Raw genomic sequence first — 23,198 nt, forward strand, 5'->3', positions numbered from 1 at the left:
GTGGTCCCGCCGCGGCGCGTGCTTGTGGATGCCGTCATGCGGCGCGGGCTTCGGCGTGGCAACACGCGGGCGCGGGCTGGGCGCCGACCTTGTCCAGATCGTATTGGTCATGGTGGCGCAGCCAGCTCATGGTGAAAGGCAGGTTTTCCTCGTCGCGCCCCTTGGGGGTGAGGTCCATGTAGTTGTAGGCGCCCACCAGCAAGTCCGCGCCGCGTGCGTAGCTTGAATAGGTGTGAAAGACATTGCCCAGCCCGTCCTGGCTGAAGACGCTGATGCCGTGCCACTCCTGCACGCCTTCGCCTTCAACGCCCTCCATGCGGTAGTTGTAGTCAACCCTTCCGGTGGCCAGCTCCTCCGGCGTGAAGGACACATGAAAGTCATGGTTGAAATCACTGCCGAACGACGAGACCCATTTGAAGCTCCAGCCCATGCGGCGGCGGAACGCGGCCAGCTCCGGCAGCGGCGCGCGTGAGACCACCGCCAGCGTGATGTCGCGCGCCGCCAGGTGCGGCAGCGCGCCGTCGATGTGGTCGGCCACAAAGGAGCAGCTGGGGCAGCCTTCCTTCCAGCCGGGGCCGAACATGAAGTGGTAGATGACCAGCTGGCTGCGCCCCTCGAACAGGCCGGCCAGTGCCACCTTGCCGGCAGGGCCGTCAAACATATAGTCTTTGTCGACCTTCACCCAGGGCAGGCGGCGCCGTTCGGCGTTGACCAGGTCGCGCTGGGCGGTGAGCTCTTTTTCACGGGCCAGCAACAGGCGGCGGGCGGCCAGCCATTCGTCTTGGGAGACCACTGAACGGACGGCGGAATTGACGGAATTTGCGGAACTGGGCTTCACAACGGGCTCCCTGGGGTGCAATGGATGATGGCTTTGCGTCAGGAGGATGGTCTTATCGGTTGAGGATGTGCAGGATGTTGCCGTCCGGGTCTTTGAACCAGGCGCCTTTGAAATCGCCCATCACGTGCGCATCGCCCTGGAGCGTCATGCCGGGCATGTCGTAGTGTTCAAACACCACGCCTTTGGCCTTGAGTGTTTTCAGGATGCTGTCGAACTCGTCGCCCACGCCCCAGGTGGCGGATGTTGCCTGGTTGGTGCCGGCAAAAGCGGAGACATACACCACGATGGTGGCGGTGCCGCTCTGGTAGCTGAGCACGCCCTCTTCGCCGGCATCGAGCCGCGTGAGGCCCAACTTGCCTTCATAGAATTTTTGCGCGGCGGCAAGGTCCTTGACGGCGATGGTCGCCATGGCGTTGCGGTTGGCAAGCATGTGAAGTCCTTTCGAATGCGATGTGGCTGCGGGCTGGCGGCTTCAGGCTGCCAGCAGTTTGTCGAGCTTGAGGAAGGCGCCGCTCCAGCCTTCGTTGTGGCTGTCGCGGGCGGCCTGGTCGAAAAATTTCTCGTGCTTGAACACCAGCTCGGTGCCGCCGCCGGAGGGTTTGAGCGTGATGGTGACGCGCGAGATGCGCTCGGGCGTGCTCTTCCAGCCCCAGTCAAACACCAGCTTGCGGTGCGGCTCCACTTCGAGGTAGGTGCCGGCGACGTTGTGCGTCTCCTGGCCGGGCACGCCGAACTGGATGTGGTAGCGGCCGCCCACCCGCACGTCCATGTCGGCAACGGTGACTTTGCCCTGCGGCTCAGGGCCGAACCACTGCGCTAGCGCTTGCGGGTCGGTCCACGCGCGCCAGACTTTTTCGGGGCTGACGGGGTAGTGCCGGGTGAAGTCGACGGACGACTTTCCTTGCGGCTTGCCTTGCGTTGTGCTTCTTTCCATGGCGGGTTCAACTCCTCTTGACGGTAAAGGTAACGGCCCAGCGCATCCAGGCGCGCAGACCAGAATTTCTCGTAACGCGAAAGCCACATGGCGGCCTCCTGCATGGGCTCGGGCGAGATGGCCAGGTTCACCACACGCCCGTCCTTGGCGCGGGTGACAAGGCCGGCATCTTCCAGCACCCGCAGGTGCTTCATGAAGCCGGGCAATGACATGCCGTGCGGCGCGGCCAGCTCGCCCACCGAGAGATTGCCCTGCTCCAGGTCCTGCAGCACCTGGCGGCGGGTCGGGTCTGCGAGCGCGGCAAACACGGCATTGAGGGTGTCATCTTCGACGTCGTTTTTATACTTAACCATTTGGATAAGTATTTAACCGGACAGGGCAACTTGTCAACCGGGTGGCCACAGAAAACTGTTTCTTTGTGTGATGTTGAGCGGCCTGTCCACATTGGATGCCTCCGTCATCAAATCTTCATCAAAAAGCCCGACGCTGATACCTCAATTAGAGGATGCGGCGGGTGAACGCGCTGCCTAAACTGCCCTGCTGATCACCACCATCACTACCTGGGGAGGCGTGCCATGCTGCTGTGCAACTTCAACGTCAACAACCTGTTTGTGCGCTACAAGTTCGGGAAGACATTCCCCGGCGACCAGGGCGGCAAGAGTGCGGTGGCAGGCGCCGCATCCACCAACACCGGCTACCTGCCGCTGTACCAGAAGGGCGCATTCGAAATCTTCAACGCCGAGCAGCGCAAGCTGGCGGCGCTGGCCATCACGCAAGGCGGTGATGTGTCGCCCGACGTGGTGTGCGTGCAGGAGGTCGAAAGCCTGATCGCGCTGCGTGAATTCAACGACCGTTTCCTGGGCGGCGCCTACCCCTACGTGGTGGTGCTCGACTCGCGCGACCTGCGGCAGATTGACGTGGGCATCCTCTCCAAATACCCCATCGACAGCATCACCACCCATGTGGACGACACGGCCGCCGGCAAATACATCTTCAGCCGCGACTGCCTGGAGGTGCGCGTGCGGGTGAAGAAAACCACTTCGGTGACTTTGTTCATCAACCATTTCAAGTCCAAGCTGGCCATGGGCGCCAACGAGGAGGCAAAGGCCAAAGAGCGCGCCAATGCCAACCTCAAGCGCAAGCTGCAGGCCGACACGGTGGTGAAGTTGCTGAAGGAGCGCTTCCCCGGTCCTGAATTCAAGTCAGGCTACTTTGCGGTGCTGGGCGACTTGAACGACACGCCGCTGGCGCCCCAGCTGTCAAGCCTGTGCGTGAAGGCCGGGCTGGTGGACGCACTGGCCACGCTGCCGCCCGGGGAGCGGTGGACACATTACTGGAAGGCCAAAAACAGCGTGTCGCAGCTGGACCATGTGCTGCTCTCGCCCGCGCTGTCGGGCAAGCTGAAGAAAGACGGCCTTTACATCGAGCGCCGCGGCATCGGCTTTCGGTCTGAATCCAAAAAAGTCGACGGCGGCTATTTGCCCAAACAGGTGAAGGTGGAAGCGATAGAGAACGACCCGGACCCGGCGGTCATTGACTTCCAGTACGCGCGCTTTGACCTGGTCTCAAGCAGCAATGTGGCGTCTGACCATTGCGCCGTTTTTCTCGATTTCAAGCTCTAGGGCGCCCATAAGGCCGGATATCGGGCAAAGAAGTGTGTCGGGCGCCCGCCCGCATGTAAACCCGCGCAACACCCTGCAAGAACACTGGCTTTAGGGCCGGGGGTAGCATCCAATGGTGCTTATTGATCACTCTGCAGGAAGCCCATGAAACAGCCCACGACAAAGACAGCGTCTTCCGCCCTTGCCCAACTCCGCCGCCCGCGCACCCTGATGCTGGGGTCCTTGCTGGCCCTGGCCGCAGCGGCCGCCCTGCTGGCCACGCAGGCACACGCACAACCCCCGGCACCGGCCGCCGCGGCTTCCGCGGCCACCTCAACCCCGCCAGCCACGACGACAGTCACCTATTACGACCCCAAGGACCTGGAGCGCGCCTTCAAGTTCATGGACAAAACCGGCGACGGCAAGGTCAGCCGCGACGAGGCCTCGAACTTCCGCGGTGTGTCCAAACACTTCGACGAGGCAGACCTTAACAAGGACGGGTTTCTCTCGCGCGAAGAATTCGACAACGCGATGAACCGCAGCAAGCAGCCCTGAAAAGGGCCATAAAAAAGCCGTGCAGCTTGTGGCCGCACGGCTTTGCTTCGAGAGGTCGCAAAACCCAGCGAAGCGGTCCTGGCTAGGCGCGTCGCCGCAGACAGTGCTACAGCACGGCAAGGCGACGCAACAACGCCAGGAGGGTTTTGGCTCAGTTCTTGAGCTTCACGTTCCAGAAAAAGGGCCACAGCGCTGGTTGATAGTTTTCCAGCTTCGTGGATTTGGCTGAGAGGCTGTTGAACTTGCCGATGTCGATGTAGGGCACTTCGTCATACACCAGCTGTTGCACCTTGCCCCAGATTGGGCCGCGTTTGGCGGGCACCGGCGTGTGGTTGAACTCGAGCAGCGTGGCCTGCTTGCCCGGGGTGTTCCACCAGCCGGGTGCACCGTCGCCCAGTTGCGGCGGCGACAGCATCGGCTCGGGCAGCAGGCCCGAGTGCGTCACATAGATATCCCAGGCGGCCGAGTCGTTGCGGCGCTGTACCAGCGTGGCCCAGTCGACCACCGTCAGCTCCGCCTTGATGCCGGCGCGCTTGAGCTGCTCGGCCATGACCACGGCCATGTTGTAGTGAAAATCGTACTGGCGGCTCGTCAGGATGCGCACTGTCTCGCCCTTGTAGCCGGCGCCTTCGGCAAGGGCCTTGGCCTTGACGGGGTCGCGCTGGTTGTAGCTGTCGGCGCCTGCGGCCGAGTAGTAAGGCGAGCCCAGCGGGAAGTGGTTGGCCTCGGCCGTGAAGAAACGCGTGTCGCCAAACCCTGCGGCCATCATCTCGCCGGGGCCGATGGCGGTCTGGATCGCCTGGCGCATGCCTTTGTTGGCGTTGATGCCCTCACGCGTGTTGAACACCAGGTAGGGAAAACCGAAGGCCGGCGTGATCACCGCGGTGGCGCGGCCGCCGGTTTTTTCCAGGCGGGCCAGCGCGTCGATGGGCAGCAGGTCGGCAAAGTGGAACTGGCCTGACATCGCGCCCTCAACGCGCGTGTTGGGCGTGGGCACGGGGATAAAGCGCAGCTCGTCGACAAAGGCTTCGCGCTTGCCGCCGTAGCCGTTGGCCGGTTCCTTGCGGGCGGTGTAGCCGTCAAAACGCGTCAGCACCACGTACTGGTCGGTGCGGCGTTCCTTGAACTTGTAGGGCCCGGTGCCGACGAAATCGCGCAGCGGGATCTGCACCGCTTCTTTGGCCATGATGGCGGCCATGCCGCTGGGCAGCGCCAGTTGTGCGAGCAGCGGCGCATACGGGTTGCGCAGCGTCAGCTCCACCGTCAGCGGCGCGGGCGACTTCAGGTCGACCAGCTCCTTGCCCACGGCCTTGCCGCGCGGCGCTTCCTTGATCCAGCGCTTGAGGCTGACGATCACGTCCTCGGCATCCAGTGCACGGCCCGAATGCAGCTTCACGCCCTTGCGCAGCGTGATGGTGACGACCTTGCCGTCGGCCGAGAAGCGGGGCATGCCCTCGGCCAGCATGGGCACCACGTTCCATTTGGCGTCAAACGTATAAAGCGGCTCGTACACGTGCTGCATGATGGTGCCGACGAGGTCGGTCGTCGCCTGCATCGGGTCCAGCGATGGCGGCTCGCCCACCATGGCGAGGTTCAGGGCCGAGGGGGTGGTCTGCGCCTGTGCGGGCATCACGCCCTGCAGCAAGGCCATCAGGCCAAAAAACAGCGCCGGAAGCACTTTGCGCGTATTTGTGCGGTAAGCCATAAGGCACTCCTGTATGAAAGTAATTTTCAGAATCCGTAGGATATTTGGCGAATTGTTCGATTATGTAAGTGAATACCCTGAGATGTAAGCGTTGATTGTGAAATTAAATTTCCGTTTAGCGGAAAACCTGAAGGCCGGGCTGCTGCATGCGCGTTTCACGGCCGGCCGGCGGTTCCCTTGCGCAGGCCCAGCGCCTAGACTGCTGCCACAGCCCCTTTACCGCTTCCCCCTCCATGCAATGCGCGCCCCATCCCCAACTGGCCGGTCTGATCAAGACGGTGTGGTTCAGCGCGCCGGCGCCGGGCCTTGTGCGCATGCCGGCGCGCGAACACGTGCTGCCGACGGGCCTGATGCACCTGGTGTTCCGCCTGGACGGGCCGGCCGTGCGGGTGTTCAAGGATGCGGCGGATGAGGCGGGCCGCTCGATCGGCCACGCGCTGGTAGGCGGCGCGCGCGCCGGGTTTTATGCCAAGGACATGAGCGCCACCGCAGACGCCGTCGGCGTGCAGCTCTTGCCCGGCGCCGCGCAAGCATTGCTGGGCCTGCCGGCCGACGAGCTGGCCGGCCGGCACGTCAGCCTGGACGATGTGTGGGGAAGCCGCGCCGGCCTGATGCGCGAGCAACTGCTGGCCGCGCCCACGCCGCAGGAAAAATTGCGCACGCTGCAGGCCTTGCTGCTGCAGCGGCTGGCAGGCAGGCCGCTGCAAAATGCCAACCCCGCCGTTGCGCGGGCCCTGCGGCAGCTGGGCCACGGCATGCGGGTGGAAGAGGCCGTGGCCCGCAGCGGCTACAGCCACCGGCAGTTCATCCGGCTCTTCTCACAAGCCGTGGGCCTGCCGCCCAAGCTGTATGGCCGCGTGCAAAGGTTTCAGAAAGCGCTGGGCCTGATGCAAGCCGGGCCAGGCGGCGATGCGCAAGCCCTGGCGCTGGTGGCGATGGATGCGGGCTACAGCGACCAGCCGCATTTCAACCGCGAGTTCCGCGAGTTCTCGGGCGTGACGCCTGAGCAGTACCGGCTGGCGCGGCCGGCGTCGGTCAATCATGTGCCTGTGCCTGTGCCTGTTCCCGTGCCGCCGCTGCGGTAAGGGCCAGGGATGTCAATTTTGTTCAAGACCGGTGCAGCGTGCAGGCCTAGACTTTGCGCATTGCCCCTCTTTTTTCACCTGCCAAACCTGGAGCCTGTATGGCCATTCACGAACTGTTCGCTTACATCCATATCAAAAACGCGGTGGACGCGATCCCGTTCTACATCTCGGTGTTCGGCGCGACCGAAAAATTCCGCCTGACCGAACCGGACGGCCGCATCGGCCATGCCGAGCTGGACTTCGGCGGCGCCACCTTGATGATCTCCGGCGAGTACCCGGAGCTGGGCCTTGCAGGCCCCGTGCCGGCTGCGCCGGTGGCCATGACGCTGCACCTGCATGTTGACGACTGCGACGCGGTGATTGCACGCGCGGTGAAAGCCGGCGCCACATTGGAGATGGCCCCGGCAGACCACTTTTACGGCGAGCGCTCAGGCAGTTTTCGCGACCCTTTCGGCCACCGCTGGAGCGTGGGGCACAGCATTGAAGAGGTGACGCCCGAGGAGATGCAGCGCCGCTACACCGAGATCATGAACCGCCCGGCCGCCTGATACCGCTATCAAAATCATAGCTACCAGCCCACGCTGTACATGGGCTACAGCCCGATTTTGCTTAAAATCCCGGGATGAACTCAAAGGCGCGACGGCGGGAAAAACCGGCCCTGCGCCAGCACGCGTTGCAGTGTGTCGAGCAGCTCGGTGTTCGAGGTCTTGGCCTTGACCAGCACGGCGTCGGCCCGCGCAGCCTGCACGCGGTTGACTTCCATCGCTGAAAAAATCACCACCGGCGGCGGCCTGCTCAGCGCCTCGATGTCCGCCAGCAAATCCCAGCCCGAGCCTTCGGGCAGGGTCAGGTCCAGCAGGACGAGGTCAAAGCGCTGCTCGGCCAGCCGCGCGCGCCCCTCGGCCAGCGTGCCGGCAAACACAAAGGTGGCGAAATCCTGCGCGATGGCCGCGGCGATGCGCTGGATATCGGGGTCGTCTTCCACATGCAGGATGACGGGCCGGCTTTCGGCGGCGCCGGCAATGGCGCGCCGCACGCCCAGCACCAGCAGGTTTTCGTCGATCGGTTTGTCCAGCCAGTCCGACACGGTGAGCGACTGCTCGTTAAAGCGCACCCGCCCCTCTGCGGCCGAGGCCGAAATCACCACCACCGGCACGTCGCGCGTGGGCAGCTGCGCACGCAAGGTGCGGATCAGCGAAATGCCGTCCTGGCCCGGCAGTTTGAGGTCGACCGTGATGGCGGCGTAGCGCTCGTGCTGCAGCCGCTCCAGGGCCTCTTCCGCGCTGAAGACCGTCTCGGGGTCGAACCCGGCTTTTTCCAGCATCAGGCTGATGAGGCGTGCGATATCGCGGTCGTCCTCGCAGATCAGGATGCGCGGCAGGCCGGTGTGCAGCACCGAGGTTTCGGTGGGCAGCGGCTCCTGCCATTCGGGCAGCTCGAAGAAGAAGGTGGTGCCCTCCCCCGTGCGGGTGTCAAAGCCGATGTTGCCGTTCAGGCGCTCGACGATGGCGCGCGAAATATTCAGGCCCAGCCCGGTGCCGCCCTTTTGGCGCGTATCGGACGAGTCGGCCTGCGAGAACTTCTGGAAGATGCGCTTGCGGAATTCCTCCGGGATGCCGGGCCCGCGGTCGCGCACCTCCACACGCACATGGCGCATGCTGCGCGAGACATGGATCTCGACGACGCCGTCGGTGGGCGAGAACTTCATCGCATTCGACAGCAGATTGGTGACCACCTGCGTCAGCCGGTCGCTGTCGGCCCTGACCTGCAGGGGCTCGCCGTCGTCCTCAAACACCAGGGCCAGGCTCACATTCTTTTCCTTGCCGTAGCCTTCGTTGGCCGCGACCGCCTGCTCCAGCAAGGGCAGCAGCGCCACGGTCTGCAGGTCCAGCGTCATCTTGCCGGACTCGATTTTTTCAATGTCCAGGATGTCGTTGATCAGCCGGATCAGGCGCTCGCAATTGCTTTTGGCGATGCCCACCAGCGTCTTGACGGCCTCCGGCAGCTGGCCGGCCACGCCGCCCGAGATCAGGCCCAGCGAGCCGCGGATCGAGGTCAGCGGCGTGCGCAGCTCATGGCTGACGGTGGAGACAAACTCGCTTTTCATGCGGTCGATGCGCTTGAGCTCGGTGATGTCGTTGGCCAGGGTGTAATAGCCGACCACCTTGCCCTCGTCGGCGCCGTCGCCATAACGCGGGAAGTAGTTGATCACGTACTCGCGCAGGTCGCCCCGGGCCGTCTTCTGCACGCGCTCATAGACCACCGGATAGCCGCGCAGCACTTCTTCAATGCGGGGCCGCGCGGTTTCATAGATCTCTTCGCCCAGGATCTCGCGCACAGACCGGCCATCAAGTTCTTCATGCGACAAGCCAAAGGCCTCCTGGTAAGCGCGGTTATAAAAGACCAGGTTCTGGTTGACGTCGACGTAGGTGATCCAGGCCGGCACGGTGTCGGTGATCTCGCGCAGCTGCGACTCGCTGGTGCGCAAGGCCTCGGTGATGCGGCGCCAGTCAGTGGTGTCGCGGCCGGTGCCGCGGTAGCCGGTAAAGCGCCCCATCTCGTCAAAGATCGGCACGCCGCTGATGCTCAGGTAGCGGATCGTGCCGTTGGCGTCGCGCCGTATGCTTTCAAAGTTGCGGAAGACCTCGTGCCGCTCCAGCGTCGCCTTGTGCTCGGCCCAGACGGCGTCGCTCATGTTGACGTGGTCCAGCTCCCAGGGCGTCTTGCCGTAGGCCTTGTTCGAGATGCCCGACACATGCGGCGCGTCACCTGAAATTTCGATAAAGCGGAAGTTTTCGTCCTGCTCCCAGAACCAGTCGGACGACAGCGCCGTGAGCGCGCGAAAGCGCTCTTCCCGCGCGCGCAAGACCTGCTCGGTCTGCTTGCGCTCGGTGATGTCCTGGATCTGCGCAATAAAGTGGATCGGTTTGCGGTCTTCGTCGCGCACCAGCGAGCAGCTCATGTAGCCCCACACGGTGTGGCCCAGCTTGTGGATGTAGCGCTTTTCCACCTGGAAAGATTCGATCTCGCCGGCCAGCGCCCTTCTGCGCTGCTCCAGATCCCAGTCGATGTCGTCCGGATGGGTCAGGTCGTAAATGGAACGCGCCAGCATTTCGGCTTCCGAATAGCCGAGCATCTGGCAAAACGCGTTGTTGACCTTGAGCCTGCGCGAATCAATGCCGATCAGCGTCATGCCGATGGCGGCGTGCTCAAACGCATTGCTGAACTGCTGGTCCTTGAGCAGGAAGGCATCGTTGTCGCTGCTAAAGGGCATGCTGATCGAGGGATCGGCCAGCACAAAACCCGATTCTTCATCGATCTCGTCATCGAGCCCGACATTGGTCTGGTTGCCGCCCAGCGAAAAGTAAAAGGTGCTGCCCTCTCCCACCGTGGACTGCGCCCAGATCTTGCCGCCGTGCCGCGTGATGATGCGCTTGACCGTGGCCAGGCCGATACCGCTGCCGGCAAACTCTTCGGGTGCGTGCAGGCGCTGGAAAGTGCCGAACAGCTTGTCGACGTAGGCCATGTCGAAGCCGGCGCCGTTGTCCTTGACAAAGTACACGGTCGTGGCGCCCGCGCCGTCCTGCCTGCCGACGGAGATTTCGGTGCGCGGCTTTTTCGAGCTGAACTTCCAGGCGTTGGCAATCAGGTTTTCAAGGACCTGAGCAAGAAGTGCGCGATCGGCGCGCGCCACCAGGCCGGGTTCTATCGTGACGACGGCGTCGCGCCCAGGCTCCGCCTCCTTCAGCCTGCGCACGATGCCATCCACCTCGGCGCTGATGTCAACCGGCGCCCAGACGATGCTGGTGCGCGAGAGCCGCGCCAGGGACAGCAACCCGTCCGTCAGCTCACCCATGCGCCGCACGCTGCTGCGGATGCGCGAGAGGTAGTGCCGCGCGCGATCGTCCGTCTCCGGCGGCATGTTTTTTTGCAGCAGCACACAAAAGCCGTCGATGGTGCTGAGCGGCGTGCGCAGGTCGTGCGCAACGGAATAGGAAAACGCCTCGATCTCCTTGTTGGCCGCTTCCAGCTGCGCCGTCCTGCGCGACACGCGCGTTTCCAGGTCGACGTTGAGCCGGACAATTTCAATCTCGGCCTGCTTTCGCTTGCTGATGTCGGCAATCGAGGTGACAAACCCGGTCGGCACGTTGGTCTCGCCGTCAAAAAGCGGCTGCACATTGACCAGGCCCCACATGATGCTGCCGTCGGGCCGCCGGTAGCAGACGAGCGAGTTGCTCTGCGCCTGGCCGGTCTGTCTGGCGAGCACGCTGGGCCACTCGTCTTCGGGCATGGGCGAGCCGTCCTCGCGCAGGCGCTCCCAGTCCATCGCGGCGGAGGGCAGCCCCTTCATCTGCGCCAGCGACTTGCCGAAGATGCGCTCGGCGCTGCTGTTGCAGTCGATGATTTTCCCGTCGGCATCGCGCAGCACCACGCCTTCGGCCAGCGCCCCGACCACCGCACGGAAACGTGCCTCGCCGGCGTGCAGCGCGGCTTCGGCCTGCTTGCGCTCGGTAATGTCACTGCCCACGCCACGGTAGCCGGTAAAGTTTCCCTGGGCGTCCAGCACCGGCTCGCCGCTGATGCAAAACACCAGCACCCGGCCGTCCTTGTGCTGGTGCTCGTACTCAAAATTGCGAAAGGTCTCGTGCCGCTCGAGCTGCGCGCGGTGCTGCATCCAGGCGGCGCGGTTGCGCGGGCTGGTGTCGATCTCCCAGCGGGTTTTGCCGAGGTAGTCGCTGAGGGACACACCGGCCTGCTCGGTGACGCCCCCCGACAGCCGGGTAAAGCGGAACTGCTCGTCCAGCTCCCAGTACCAGTCGGAGGACAGCCGCGTGAGGCTGCGAAACCGGGCCTGGCTGTGGCGCAGCCGGGCTTCGGCCACGATGCGCTCGGTGATGTCTTCGGAGGTGACGAGGATGTGGGTGATGTTGCCGCTGGCGTCCTTGAGCGGCAGCTTGCGCAGGTGCACCCGTATGCGGCCGCGGTCCCGGGACTCCGCGGCCAGGTCGGGAAACTCCTGCATGTCGCCGCTGGCCATCAGCTCCAGGTCGGAGGCGTGCATGCGGTCGGCATCGGCTTTCGGCAACAGGTCATGGGTGGTCCGGCCCATGGCTTCTTCGCGCTTGATCCCGTAGAGGATTTCAGAAGCCTTGTTCCACGCCACGATCCGGAAGCCGTTTTCCACCGATTTGAGGTGTACCGCCATGGGAATGTTTTCCACGATGTCGTCGAGGAACTGCGCGGCCTTGCGTTCTTTTTCTTCGGTGCGGCGGCTTACCGTGATGTCGCGTGTGGTGCCGCGGTAACCGGTGAACTGGCGGTGCTTGTCGAACACCGGCACGCCGCTGGCCGAGAAGTAATGGGCAACGCCGTCACCCAGCACGCGTATGTATTCGAAGTCGCGAAAGGGCTGGTGCGCGTCGAGCAGCGCGCGATGGTCGAACCACGACATGCTCAGGGGAAAAGCGCCCGGCAGGTCCCACCGGGTTTTTCCGAGGGCGCTGTTCAGGTCGGGGTCGAGGTTCTCAGGATCGTCGGGCGCCTTTTCGGCGGCGAAGGCGATGAAGCGGCAATCGGCATCCTGCTCCCAATACCAGTCGGCCGATATCGAGGCCAGGCTGCACAGGCCTTGCACATCACTTTGCAGCGTCTCGACGACACGCTGCTGCTCGGCGAGCTCCTGCCGGAGCTTGTCGTTGGCATCGGCCAGGGCCTGCATTTCGGCCTGGAGGCGTTCGTTGGCTTCGCTAAGGTTTTCGTCTCTTTTCACCATGGCTCCTGCATGATGCGCACTGCGCGCGAAGGGGACTGCAAAGAAAAGGGCAATCCCGGCAGGCGATGCTCACAACAGCTTGTGATGAACGCGCCCGGCGAACAAAGGGTCATGCACTGCATGGAACTTTCTTTACAAAGATGAAGCGCCCATGATCCATTTTTCAGGGGCGCTCAGCAATTGCAAAGTGTGTGCCGCAGCAGGGAGATTCGCCATAGGACAACACCCTGTTTTCTTTCGTGCGGCTCTTTCGAACGCCCACATAACATTTGCATACTTAAGACCTCTCTTGAGGGTTCTCAAAATGCTTTCGTGATGCTTTGGCATCCATTGCGCGCGGCGCGAAGGAATGGCTACATGCACCAGCGTTCAGGAAAAGGTGAAAATTCACCCCCCCTCGCAAGGTCACGCAGGCTGCGCGGGATATTCCAGTGCAAGCCCGGCAGCCTGCCAGGCGTCGATGCCGCCGTGCAGCGGGCGGACATTGCGAAAACCCGCCGCCATCAAACGCCTGGCGACTTGTGCGGCCGAGGCATCGTTGGGACAGGCGCAATACACAACGACAGCAACGTCGTGCGCAAGGTCGAGCGTAGCCATCTTGCGGTCGGGGTCCGACCACAGCAGCGCGCCGGGAATGATGCCGCCGCCGGCGCGGGCGAGTTCGGTGCGCACGTCCAGGATCACGGCGGGCTGCTGGCCCTGCATGAGCTGCACCAGCTCTGCGGGCGAGATGCGGGCCATGCGCAGCTGGCGGTAAAAGCGCTGGCGCTGCCACCATTTGTGCGCGAGGAAAAGCGCAAAAGCTGCCAGCAGCACCATCAGGCCAATGCGGCCCATTTGCTCGAAGACGGCCAGCACATCGGCCACCGCATCATGGAACACCATGCCGATGGCCAGGCCCACGCCGGCATACAGCGTGGCCCCTATCGCGTCGAAAAACAGGAAGCGGCCGAAAGGCACACCGGTGCGCCCGGCCAGTGCGGTGGCCAGCGATGCAAAGCCCGGAATGAACTTGGCCAGCACCAGTGACTTGACGCCCCAGCGCGTGAAGATGGATTCAGTCTGGCGCACGCAGGAGTCGGGCGACAGCGAAATGCGGCACAGGGTTTTCAGCACCCGGCTGCCGTAGCGGTGGCCAGCCCAGTACCAGACGCTGTCGGCGATCAGGCAGGCCAGCACGGCCGTCAGCAGCAGGCCGCCGGCCGAATACTGGCCGTTAAAACTCAAGGCGCCGGTGAGGATCAGCACGGGGTACGCCGGGATGGGCAGGCCAAGCTGCTCCAGCCCGATATTCAGGAAAACGGCGGCCAGGCCGTATTGCTCCAGCCACGAGATGATCTGGTTCATGGAACGAATGTAGACGGGTGCGGGGCTTCGGTAAATGGGCTGACGGCCAATACTGTGTTTCAAAGCCTTGCGCCCTCTCCCAGGGGGAGAAGGCGTTGAATCGGGGAGAAGGGTTCAATCGACCTGCGCTACCATGACCATTCCCCCACCTTTCCTCCCCAGAGAGCCACCCCTTTGCAATACGTTGTAGCCGTCCGGGCCCTGTGCGAGTTCACGGCCAAGCATGGCGACCTGGACCTGCGCTTTACGCCCTCGCCTTCCGCCCAGGAAGGCATGGCGGGCCACGCACTGGTCGCCTCGCGGCGCGGCGGCGCCTACCAGTCGGAAGTGAGCCTGGAAGGCGAGTACAAGGCCTTGCGCGTGCGCGGCCGTGCCGACGGCTACGACCCGGATGCCAACCAGCTGGAAGAAGTCAAAACCTACCGCGGCGACCTGCACAGCATGGCCGACAACCGCCGGCACCTGCACTGGGCGCAGTTAAAGATCTACGGCTGCCTGTTGTGCGCCGAAAAAGGCCTTTCGGACATCAATCTCACGCTGGTCTACTTTGATGTGGCCAGCCTGCAGGAAACGCCGCTGACAGAGCATTTCACGGCGGCGTCGCTCAAGGAATACTTTGAAGCGCAGTGCGAGCGCTTCCTGGCCTGGGCGACGCAGGAACTCGCGCACCGCCAGGCGCGCGACGCGGCGCTGGGCACGCTGGCGTTTCCGCACGCCACCTTCAGGCCCGGCCAGCGTGAGCTGGCCGAGGCGGTTTATAAAACCGCGCAGGCCGGCGCCTGCCTGATGGCGCAGGCGCCCACCGGCATCGGCAAAACCATAGGCACGGTGTTTCCGCTGCTCAAGGCGGTGCCCAAAAAGCAGCTCGACAAACTTTTCTTCCTGGCCGCCAAGACACCGGGCCGCCGGCTGGCGCTGGATGCGATGGCGCGCATCAAGGGCGCCGGCCCGCTGCCTTTGCGTGTGCTGGAGCTGGTGGCGCGCGACAAGGCCTGCGAGCACCCGGGCAAGGCCTGCCACGGCGATGCCTGCCCGCTGGCCAAAGGTTTTTACGACCGGCTGCCCCAGGCACGCAGCGCCGCGGTGGCGCATGCGGCGGCAGAAGGCCCGCTGGACAAAGCCGCACTGCGCGAACTGGCGCTGGCGCACCATGTCTGCCCCTATTACCTGAGCCAGGAGCTGGTGACCTGGTCGGACGTGGTGGTGGGCGACTACAACTATTACTTTGACACCAGCGCGCTGTTGCACGGCCAGGCCAGCGGCAACCAGTGGCGTGTGGGTGTGCTGGTAGATGAGGCGCACAACCTGGTCGAGCGTGCACGCAAGATGTATTCGGCCACGCTGAGCCAGGCGCAGCTGCAGCAGGTGCACGCGACCGCGCCCCGGGCCGTGCGCGGCGCGCTGGAGCGGCTGAACCGCGGCCTGCTGGAGCTGCAGCAGGCGCAGCAGGCCGAGGGGCAGGCCTACCAGGTGCACCCGGAGCTGCCCGTGACCTTCCTCAAGACCCTGGGCCAGGCGCTGAGCCAGATCACCGACTTCTTGCTGGCCAACCCGACGCGCATGGACGGCGAGCTGCAGGATTTTTATTTCGAGGCGCTGCACTTTTCGCGCATGGCCGAAGACTTCGGCGAACACTCGCTGTTTGACGTGACCCTGCAGGAGGAAGCCGGCCGCGATGCGCTGGGCCAGGTGTTGGGCCAGCAACTCGCGGTGCTGAACATCCGCAACGTGGTGCCCGCGCCCTTCCTGGCGCCGCGTTTTGCCGCCGCGCAATCGACGGCGCTGTTCTCGGCCACGCTGAGCCCGCAAAACTATTACGCCGACACGCTGGGCCTGCCGGCCGGCACGGTGTGGACGGAAGTGCAATCACCCTTCCTGGCAGAGCAGCTGCAGGTATCGGTGGTGAGCGATGTCTCTACACGTTTTCAGCACCGGGACGATTCGCTCTCGCCCATTGTCGACCTGATGGCGCGGCAGTACGAAAGCCTGCCCGGCAACTACCTGGCTTTCCTGAGCAGCTACGACTACCTGCAAAAACTCGCCACGCTCTTTCGCCAGCGTTATCCGCACATTCCGATGTGGGAGCAGACACGCGGCATGGAAGAAACCGCACGCGACGCCTTCCTGGCGCGCTTCACGCTGGAGTCCCGGGGCATAGGCTTTGCGGTGCTGGGCGGCTCGTTCGCCGAAGGCATCGACCTGCCGGGCGACCGGCTGATAGGCGCCTTCATCGCCACGCTGGGGCTGCCGCAGGTGAACCCGGTGAACGAACAAATCCGGGAACGCATGGGCGTGAACTTCGGCGCGGGCCAGAGTTATGACTACACCTACCTCTACCCGGGCCTGCAAAAAGTGGTGCAGGCCGCCGGGCGGGTGATACGCACCACCTCGGACCGCGGTGTGGTCTACCTGATCGACGACCGCTTCACACGCCCCGAGATCCAGGGCCTGCTGCCGGGCTGGTGGAAGGTGACGCGGCTGCGTGCCAGGCGCAAGGAGCCGGCTCCTGCCTGAGCGAAAGCACCTGAAAGCCAGTGCAAACGCCGCGGGATCCGGCATTCAGCATTCAACACTGTCTAGCAGACATGAAAAAAGTAAACAGCTCCCGAGGAATTTTTGAAGATTTTCTTTGCCAAAGCCTTTATGAGCCGGAGTTGCTCAGGAACGTGGCAATCCTGCTGGACCAGGACCCTTATTTCATGAGGGGACATCTGGAGGTGCTATGGAGCACCCAAAAAAAGGGGCACCAAGATCTCCATGCCGAGGTTTTGCACACTGCCCTGAGCCGGGCAGCAGAACTTTTCCGCGGCAACGAGCTTCAGCTGGACAATCTGGCGCACTGGACGCTCTCGGACTTCGAAAGCCTGCGGGAGGTTCTATCGATGGGGCTGAAGGCAAAGGAGCTTTCCCTCTGGAGGCGGGTCGGTATTTTTCGCCAGTTGAGGGGTTTGTCACGCGTCACGCGATCCATGCCGCCGGAAGGCCTGGGCGAGCAGAAATATCTTGTGCTCCAGAAGACGGTGAATGTTCAGGAAATTGCCGCCGAGGTGAACGGCATTGCGCCTTACTGGTGGGGGCTTCACACCCACAGACAGGAGGACCTTCATGAGCACAGGCACACGCAGTCCATTGTGGTCAGAAGCCGGAAGGTGCATGACCGGCAATACCAGCCGGTCGACGGCATTCACGAAAGCGAGGAAACGGCGTTCTCAAGGCAGTATCCCAAGGTCAATGCACTCGTGAGCACTCTGGCGCATGAGCTGGGTTTGGCCCTGGGCCGCGTTGTACTGGTCAGGCTGTCGGCCCACGGCCAGGTTTACCGGCACTACGACGACGAAGAGTACCTGCAAGAGCGAGACCGTTACCACCTGGTGCTCAGCTGCGGTGAAAGCAATGTCCTGGAGTCCGGCAACAACCGTTTCAACGTCAAGCCTGGAGAGCTCTGGTTTTTTGACAACAAGGTAATGCACAGGTCTTCCAACCCATCCGGCATGCCACGCACACATATTATTTTTGACGGGTATCCTTTGTCGAAAATGGGCACGTCCGAACCCTCTCACATTCAGGCGCCGTGATTTCGCCATACCCCTCGGGCCCTGGCGGAAGAAAAGAAAAAAGCCCGCATTTGCGGGCTTTTTGCATTGATCAGCAGCAGGCGTTTAAAACACGCCCAGCAGCATCAGGATAAGGATCACGCTGAGGGGGACGCCGAGTAGCCAGGCAATGATGGGCATGTTGTTTCTCCTAAGTAGTGAGGATGTTGAAAGGAACAACTTCAATGTAGGGCGCGGGCCGGGGCGGTGATGCCAGCGTGAAGGCCTGCTCCAGGTAGGGAATGGCTGACGCGCTTGTAGTTGCCTGGCCTGCGGGCGCGCAGGCTCAGGGCGCATGCCGCAGAAAATTTACAAGAAACAGGGCTGCAGCCCAATCAGATCAAGGACTTTTAGCTCCTAAAACCATAGCAAAAGTTTTCCGGGCGGGCTTCACCCCATTCAAATGGCAAATCCCCAATATTGGTCAAATCTCACCTATTGAGATTTTTGTTTGACAGCACAGAGACCAAAAGCGAGAGTAGCGGCACCGATTCACACCGAGAGCCGCTACCTATGGAACCGCAAGCCGCACTGCACTGCATTCACCTTTATTCGCCCGGGCCGCTGGAGGCCGCGCGTTTTTACAGCAGCACCTACGGCCTGTCGATGGAACCTGTGGCCGGGGGCTACCTGTGCCGCGGCCCGGGGCGTGAGCTCCGGTTGTCGCAGGGCGCGGCCAACCAGCTTTGCTATGCGCACTACGCGCTGGCCAGCGCCGGCGCCTGGCAGGCGTTTGCGGCGCGGGTGCAGGGCCTGCCGCGTGAGGCCGTGCCCGCCGGCCTCACCGGCAGTGAAGCGATCGCGCTGAAAGACCCGGACGGCAACCTTGTGGTGTTCACGCCTCCCGTGGCGCCTTCTTCCATTGCAGGCACGGCATTGCCGCCTGCCACGCTGCAGCACTTTGCGCTGCGCACGCCTAACCTGCCGGCGATGCTGGCTTTCTACACAGAGCAGCTGGGCTTTGTGCTGTCGGATGCGGTCAAGGACGGCGAAGGCGCGCTGCGCGCCTGCTTTTTGCGCACCGATGCGCTGCACCATGCGCTGGCCCTGTTTTTTGCGCCCGCCGCCTGTTTTGACCACCAGTCGTTTGAAGCGCCCGACTGGGCCAGCATGAAGGTGTGGGGCGACCACATGGCGGCCCTGAAAGTGCCCATCGTCTGGGGCATAGGCCGCCACGGCCCGGGCAACGACGTGTTCTTTATGGTGCGCGACCCCGACGGCAACCTGGCCGAGATCTCGGCGGAGATCGAGCACTGCGCGCCCGGCCGCCCCGCCGGAACATGGCCGCACGAAGAGCGCACGCTCAACCTGTGGGGCAAGGCCATCCTGCGCAGCTAGGCGGCCCACATCCACACGCGCTCACGCAAAGGATTCACCATGGCAACCACCCACCGCATGCTCCGCATCCTCGGCTTGTTCAACCTGAGCCGGCCGGTCATCACGCCCGAGTGGTTGATGAAGGAGCTCGGCGTATCGCGCGCCAGCGTCTACCGCGACCTGGGCCAGCTGGCCGCCGTGGGCCTGCTCGAGCGCGTGGCCGACCGCGGCTATGTGCTGGGCCCCATGGTGGTGGAACTGGACCGGCAGATCCGCCTGGCCGACCCGCTGCTGCAAGCCGCCGACGAGCTGCCCGGCAAGCTGGCCGAGCAGACCGGCGGCACGGTCTTGCTGTGCCGCTTTCACGGCAGCAAGGTCATGTGCATTCACCAGGTAAAGGGCAAGAACCCTGCCCTGTCGGTGAGTTACGAACGCGGCCGCGCCATGCCGCTGTACCGCGGCGCGACTTCCAAAATCATCCTGGCCTACCTGCCGCCACCGCAGCTCAAGCAGCTGTGGACGACCGAGCGCAAGACGTTGGTGGCCGCGGGCCTGCCGGACGACTTCACGCAACTGGGCAAGGCGCTGCGCGCCATCCGCGAAGTCGGCCACTGCATCACCGAAGGCGAGGTCGACGCCGACGCGGTGGGCTTTGCCGTCGCCCTGCGCGATGGCGAACACCTGCTGGGCAGCCTGAGTGTGGTGATGCCCGCCGAATCGCTGAACACGGCCCTGCGCAAAACCACGCTGACCCGCCTGCAAAGCGCGGCCGGCCGCATTGAAGGCCGGCTGCAAGACCAGCGCGAAAAAGCCCGCGCCACCAAAAAAACGGAAGCCCCATGAACGCCCCACTCCCCTTGTCATCTGTACCGCCGGTATCGGACGGCGCGCACTTCCCCGTCGTGATCGTCGGCGCCGGGCCCACCGGCCTGATGCTGGCCAACCTGCTGGGCATGCAGGGCGTGAATACGCTGGTGATCGAACGCAACACCAGCACCGTGGGCGAGCCGCGCGCGGTAACCATCGACGACGAAAGCCTGCGCACCGTGCAGGCCACAGGGCTGATCGGCGAGGTGCTGCCGCATGTGGTGCAGGGTTACGGCGTGCACTACTACTCGTGGCGCGGCAAGGAGTTTGCGCGCATCGAGCCGAACGCGATGGAGCACGGCTTTCCCAAACGCAATGCCTTTCGCCAGCAGGTGCTGGTGGGCCAGCTGCGCGACGGGATGCAGCGCTTTGCCGGCTCGGCGATCTGGTTTGGGCATGAGCTGGTGACGTTTCGCGACGAGGGAGAGGCCGGCGAGGCCGTGCACCTGGAGCTGCGCCACGACGGTGAAACCAAACACATCCGTTGCAACTGGCTGGTGGCCTGCGACGGCGGGCGCAGCGGTGTGCGTGAGCAGCTCGGCATCCCGCTGACGGGCAGCACCTATTACGAGAAATGGCTGATCGTCGACCTGCTGGAGCGCAGCTCGGCCTTTCGCCACACCCGCACTTACTGTGACCCGGTGCGGCCTGCGATACGCCTGCCCGGGCCCGACGGCACGCTGCGCTACGAGTTCATGCTGCATGAGGGCGAAGACCCGGAGGAGATGCTGGACGAGGCGCGTGTGCGCAGCTGGATCCACGCACGTGAACCGGCCGACGCGCAGCTGGCCATCACACGCAAGGTGGTCTACGCCTTTCATGCACGGGTGGCCGGCCGGTGGAAGTCGGGCCGGGTCTTTCTTGCGGGTGATGCGGCGCACCTGACGCCGCCCTTTGCCGGGCAGGGCATGAACAGCGGCGTGCGCGACGCCGCCAACCTGGCCTGGAAGCTGGCGGCCGTGGTGCAGGGCCGCCTGCCCGCATCCTTGCTGGACAGCTACGAGCTGGAGCGCAAACCGCATGCCTGGTCGCTGATCCAGATGGCGGTGCGCATTGGCACCTTCATGCAGCCCAAGTCAACGCTGGCCGCGATGCTGACGCAAGGCGCACTCAAGCTCTTCAGTGTGTTGCCGCCGGTGCGCGACTACGTGCTGCAGTTGAAGTTCAAACCCAAGCCGCGTTTCTTTGAGGGATTTTTTGTGCCCGGCCACGCAGACAAAGCCCTGGTGCCTGCCGGGCAGCTGCTGCCGCAACCGCGTGTGGAACTGCCGGGCGGCTCGCAGGCTGCGCTGGACGACGTGCTCGGCAACGGCTTTGCCTTGCTGTCACTGGCGGATGCCGACAGCAGCAGCGTGGCCGCCGCACTGGCAGCGCTGGCCGCTGCGGACCTGGCCTGCCGCCACATCCGGGTGGTGGCGCAGAGCGACGACTTCCTGATGCAGACCGGTGAGGCCATGCTGCGCGACTGCAGCGGCACGCTGGAGGCCATCATCCGAAGCGCCGGTGCGCAAGCCGTGCTGCTGCGGCCCGACCGCTATGTGCTGGCCTACCTTGACCGCAGCGATCCCCAGGCCACGGCGCGCCTGCAGCAGTTGCTGCGCCCCTCTTCGCACTCTTCTTCCCACTCCTCTTCCATCCCCCAAGCGGCGTAGACCGCAACCTTTATCCACCTCTGGAGACAACCATGACGTCCGCTTTTCCCTCTTCTTTCAAACACCCATCAGGCCGGACCCTGGCCGCCGCATTGCTGGGCTTGTTCACCGCGGCAGCCGTACCCGCCATCCACGCCCAAGAATTCCCCACCAGGCCGGTGCGCGTCGTCACGCCCTTCCCGGCCGGCAGCGGGCCCGAAGTAGCGCTGCGCCTGGTGGCCGACAAGCTGTCAAAGCTCTGGGGCAAGCCCGTGATCGTGGACAACCGCCCCGGCGCCAGCGGCTTCATTGCGATTGAAGCCATCAAGCGTGCGGCGCCCGACGGGCATGAGCTGCTGCAGATGGACAACGCACAAATGGCGGCCCAGCCCTTTCTGTTCAAGAAACTGCCTTACGACCTGCTGCGCGACTTTGAGCCGGTGACACCCATCCTGCGCAACTATTTCTTTGTGACGGTGCCGGCGGGCAGCCGCTACAAAACCATGAGTGACCTGAGCGCCGCCGCCAAGGCGGGACCGGGCCAGGTGAACTACGGCTCATGGTTTGTCGGCAGCCCGGGCCATATCGGCGCTGCCATGCTGGAGACATCGACCGCCACGAAGATGACGCACGTGCCTTACAAGGAAATGTCCCAGCTGTATGTGGCCGTGGGCAACCAGGAGGTCGACTGGGCCTTTGGCAGCGCCGCCAGCGCGGGCGCCATGCAGCGCGCCGGCAAGACGCGTTACCTGGCAGTGGCCGCACCCAAACGCGTGGCGGGCTTCCCGGATGTGCCCACGGTGGCCGAATCAGGCGGGCCCGCGGGTTTTGAGCTGAGTGCGTGGACCGCGCTGCTGGTGCCCAAAGGCACGCCCAAAGCGGTTGTCGAAAAAATCCAGAAAGACGTGGCCGCCGTGCTGTCGGAGCAGGACGTGAAAGACAAGTACGCCGCCATGTATTACGAGCCCTACTTTCTGAACTCCGACCAATTTTTGCAGCAGCTGCGCAGCGACGCGCAGCGCTACGGCGACACCATCAAGCGGCTGAACATCTCGCTGGACTGAATCCCTCCCTTTTTATTTCACCCCTGGAAAGCACACCATGAAAATCATCAGTTACCTCCATCAAGGGCAGCCCGGCTGGGGCGCGGCCACCGATGCCGGCGTTCAGCCGCTGCACTCGGCGCAATACCCGACGCTGCTCAGCGCCTTGCAGGCCGGCAAGCTGGACGACATCGCCGCCGCACCCGCCAAGGCAGCGGCCATACCGCTGAAGGACATCCAGTTCCTGCCGGTGATTACCGCGCCGGGCAAGATCTTTTGTGTGGGCCACAACTACGAGGCACACCGCATCGAAACCGAACGCGACCCGACGCAGCACCCGCTGCTGTTCATGCGTGTGGCCGAGTCGCAGACAGGCCACCTTGAGCCCATCCTGATCCCGGCGGAATCCACCATGCTGGACTACGAGGGCGAGATCGCCGTGGTGATCGGCAAGGCCGGCCGGCGCATCCGCCAGGTCGATGCCTGGGATTACGTGGCGGGCTACAGCGCCTACAACGACGGCTCGGTGCGCGACTGGCAAAAGCACACCCTCCAGTTCACCGCCGGCAAAAACTTCACCGGCACCGGCGGCTTTGGCCCCTGGATGGTGACGCGCGGCGAGATCGCCGACGGCGAAGAGCTCACGCTGGAAACCCGCCTGAACGGCCAGGTCATGCAGCACACCACTACCGCCTTGATGATTTTCAGCATCCCGGTGCTGATTGAGTACATCTCGACCTTCACCTCGCTGCAGCCGGGTGACGTGATCGTGACGGGCACACCGGGCGGTGTCGGCGTCAAGCGCACGCCGCCGGTGTGGATGAAGCCGGGCGACACGGTGGAGATCGAGGTCGGCAAGGTGGGCGTGCTGCGCAACACCATCGCCGCCGACGCCACGCGGTTTTAAGC

Annotated in this window: 19 protein-coding genes; 12 read left to right on the top strand and 7 right to left on the bottom strand. The window is 63.8% G+C overall.

Going from position 1 to position 23,198, the window contains the following annotated elements; translation table 11 throughout:
* Positions 1-34 precede the first annotated feature (34 nt).
* The 4 genes from DT070_RS01645 to DT070_RS01660 are packed head-to-tail and all read right to left on the bottom strand — an operon-like array spanning position 35 to position 2,125.
* The gene (locus DT070_RS01645; RefSeq protein WP_122953839.1) at positions 35-838 is read right to left on the bottom strand and encodes a thioredoxin family protein; all 804 of its coding nucleotides are present in this window, start codon (positions 836-838) and stop codon (positions 35-37) included.
* A 52-nt stretch (positions 839-890) separates the two neighbouring features.
* On the bottom strand, positions 891-1,268 hold the full coding sequence (locus tag DT070_RS01650; RefSeq protein ID WP_122953840.1) for a VOC family protein: 378 nt from the start codon (positions 1,266-1,268) through the stop codon (positions 891-893).
* A 42-nt stretch (positions 1,269-1,310) separates the two neighbouring features.
* Complete coding sequence (locus tag DT070_RS01655) at positions 1,311-1,772, bottom strand: SRPBCC domain-containing protein (protein ID WP_122953841.1); 462 nt, start codon at positions 1,770-1,772, stop codon at positions 1,311-1,313.
* Positions 1,655-2,125: a helix-turn-helix transcriptional regulator gene (locus DT070_RS01660; RefSeq protein ID WP_122953842.1), complete on the bottom strand. Its 471-nt coding sequence runs from the start codon at positions 2,123-2,125 to the stop codon at positions 1,655-1,657. The genes DT070_RS01655 and DT070_RS01660 overlap by 118 nt, the downstream gene beginning before the upstream one ends.
* A 222-nt stretch (positions 2,126-2,347) precedes the next feature.
* Here DT070_RS01660 and DT070_RS01665 point away from each other — a divergent pair, with 222 nt between their 5' ends.
* On the top strand, positions 2,348-3,394 hold the full coding sequence (locus tag DT070_RS01665; RefSeq protein WP_122953843.1) for an endonuclease/exonuclease/phosphatase family protein: 1,047 nt from the start codon (positions 2,348-2,350) through the stop codon (positions 3,392-3,394).
* 144 nt (positions 3,395-3,538) lie between these two features.
* The gene (locus tag DT070_RS01670) at positions 3,539-3,928 is read left to right on the top strand and encodes a hypothetical protein (RefSeq protein WP_122953844.1); all 390 of its coding nucleotides are present in this window, start codon (positions 3,539-3,541) and stop codon (positions 3,926-3,928) included.
* Positions 3,929-4,079: 151 nt separating this feature from the next.
* Here DT070_RS01670 and DT070_RS01675 read toward each other — a convergent pair whose 3' ends face one another.
* The gene (locus DT070_RS01675; RefSeq protein ID WP_122953845.1) at positions 4,080-5,633 is read right to left on the bottom strand and encodes an ABC transporter substrate-binding protein; all 1,554 of its coding nucleotides are present in this window, start codon (positions 5,631-5,633) and stop codon (positions 4,080-4,082) included.
* Between the two features lie 233 nt (positions 5,634-5,866).
* Here DT070_RS01675 and DT070_RS01680 point away from each other — a divergent pair, with 233 nt between their 5' ends.
* Together DT070_RS01680 and DT070_RS01685 are read left to right on the top strand one after the other, a co-directional pair.
* Positions 5,867-6,718 carry an AraC family transcriptional regulator gene (locus DT070_RS01680; protein WP_164483698.1) on the top strand — a complete coding sequence of 284 codons (852 nt, stop codon included), beginning with the start codon at positions 5,867-5,869 and terminating at the stop codon, positions 6,716-6,718.
* 98 nt (positions 6,719-6,816) lie between these two features.
* Positions 6,817-7,266: a VOC family protein gene (locus tag DT070_RS01685; protein WP_122953847.1), complete on the top strand. Its 450-nt coding sequence runs from the start codon at positions 6,817-6,819 to the stop codon at positions 7,264-7,266.
* A gap of 80 nt (positions 7,267-7,346) precedes the next feature.
* On the opposite strand, the gene DT070_RS21525 is transcribed toward DT070_RS01685, so the two are convergent.
* Positions 7,347-12,488: a PAS domain S-box protein gene (locus DT070_RS21525; RefSeq protein WP_164483699.1), complete on the bottom strand. Its 5,142-nt coding sequence runs from the start codon at positions 12,486-12,488 to the stop codon at positions 7,347-7,349.
* 408 nt (positions 12,489-12,896) lie between these two features.
* Positions 12,897-13,838 (bottom strand): DedA family protein/thiosulfate sulfurtransferase GlpE, encoded by a 942-nt coding sequence (locus tag DT070_RS01695; RefSeq protein ID WP_122953849.1) that lies wholly within the window; start codon positions 13,836-13,838, stop codon positions 12,897-12,899.
* Between the two features lie 174 nt (positions 13,839-14,012).
* On the opposite strand from DT070_RS01695, the gene DT070_RS01700 reads away from it, so the two are divergent.
* The 8 genes from DT070_RS01700 (at position 14,013) to DT070_RS01730 (ending at position 23,196) form a co-directional block, all read left to right on the top strand.
* Positions 14,013-16,352, top strand: a complete 2,340-nt coding sequence (locus tag DT070_RS01700) for an ATP-dependent DNA helicase (RefSeq protein ID WP_122953850.1) — start codon at positions 14,013-14,015, stop codon at positions 16,350-16,352.
* Positions 16,353-16,423: 71 nt separating this feature from the next.
* Positions 16,424-17,413, top strand: coding sequence for an aspartyl/asparaginyl beta-hydroxylase domain-containing protein (locus DT070_RS01705; protein ID WP_122953851.1), 990 nt, complete (start codon positions 16,424-16,426; stop codon positions 17,411-17,413).
* A gap of 260 nt (positions 17,414-17,673) precedes the next feature.
* Positions 17,674-17,886, top strand: coding sequence for a hypothetical protein (locus DT070_RS21175; protein WP_153976303.1), 213 nt, complete (start codon positions 17,674-17,676; stop codon positions 17,884-17,886).
* Between the two features lie 58 nt (positions 17,887-17,944).
* Positions 17,945-18,769 (top strand): VOC family protein, encoded by an 825-nt coding sequence (locus DT070_RS01710; RefSeq protein ID WP_122953852.1) that lies wholly within the window; start codon positions 17,945-17,947, stop codon positions 18,767-18,769.
* A 39-nt stretch (positions 18,770-18,808) separates the two neighbouring features.
* Positions 18,809-19,591, top strand: coding sequence for an IclR family transcriptional regulator (locus DT070_RS01715; protein ID WP_122953853.1), 783 nt, complete (start codon positions 18,809-18,811; stop codon positions 19,589-19,591).
* Complete coding sequence (locus DT070_RS01720; RefSeq protein ID WP_122953854.1) at positions 19,588-21,267, top strand: bifunctional 3-(3-hydroxy-phenyl)propionate/3-hydroxycinnamic acid hydroxylase; 1,680 nt, start codon at positions 19,588-19,590, stop codon at positions 21,265-21,267. The genes DT070_RS01715 and DT070_RS01720 overlap by 4 nt, the downstream gene beginning before the upstream one ends.
* Positions 21,268-21,299: 32 nt before the next feature.
* Positions 21,300-22,310, top strand: coding sequence for a tripartite tricarboxylate transporter substrate binding protein (locus DT070_RS01725; RefSeq protein WP_122953855.1), 1,011 nt, complete (start codon positions 21,300-21,302; stop codon positions 22,308-22,310).
* A 37-nt stretch (positions 22,311-22,347) separates the two neighbouring features.
* Positions 22,348-23,196, top strand: coding sequence for a fumarylacetoacetate hydrolase family protein (locus DT070_RS01730; protein ID WP_122953856.1), 849 nt, complete (start codon positions 22,348-22,350; stop codon positions 23,194-23,196).
* The last annotated feature ends 2 nt before the right edge of the window (positions 23,197-23,198 follow it).

The sequence above is a fragment of the Polaromonas sp. SP1 genome, assembly GCF_003711205.1.
GTDB lineage: Bacteria > Pseudomonadota > Gammaproteobacteria > Burkholderiales > Burkholderiaceae_C > Polaromonas.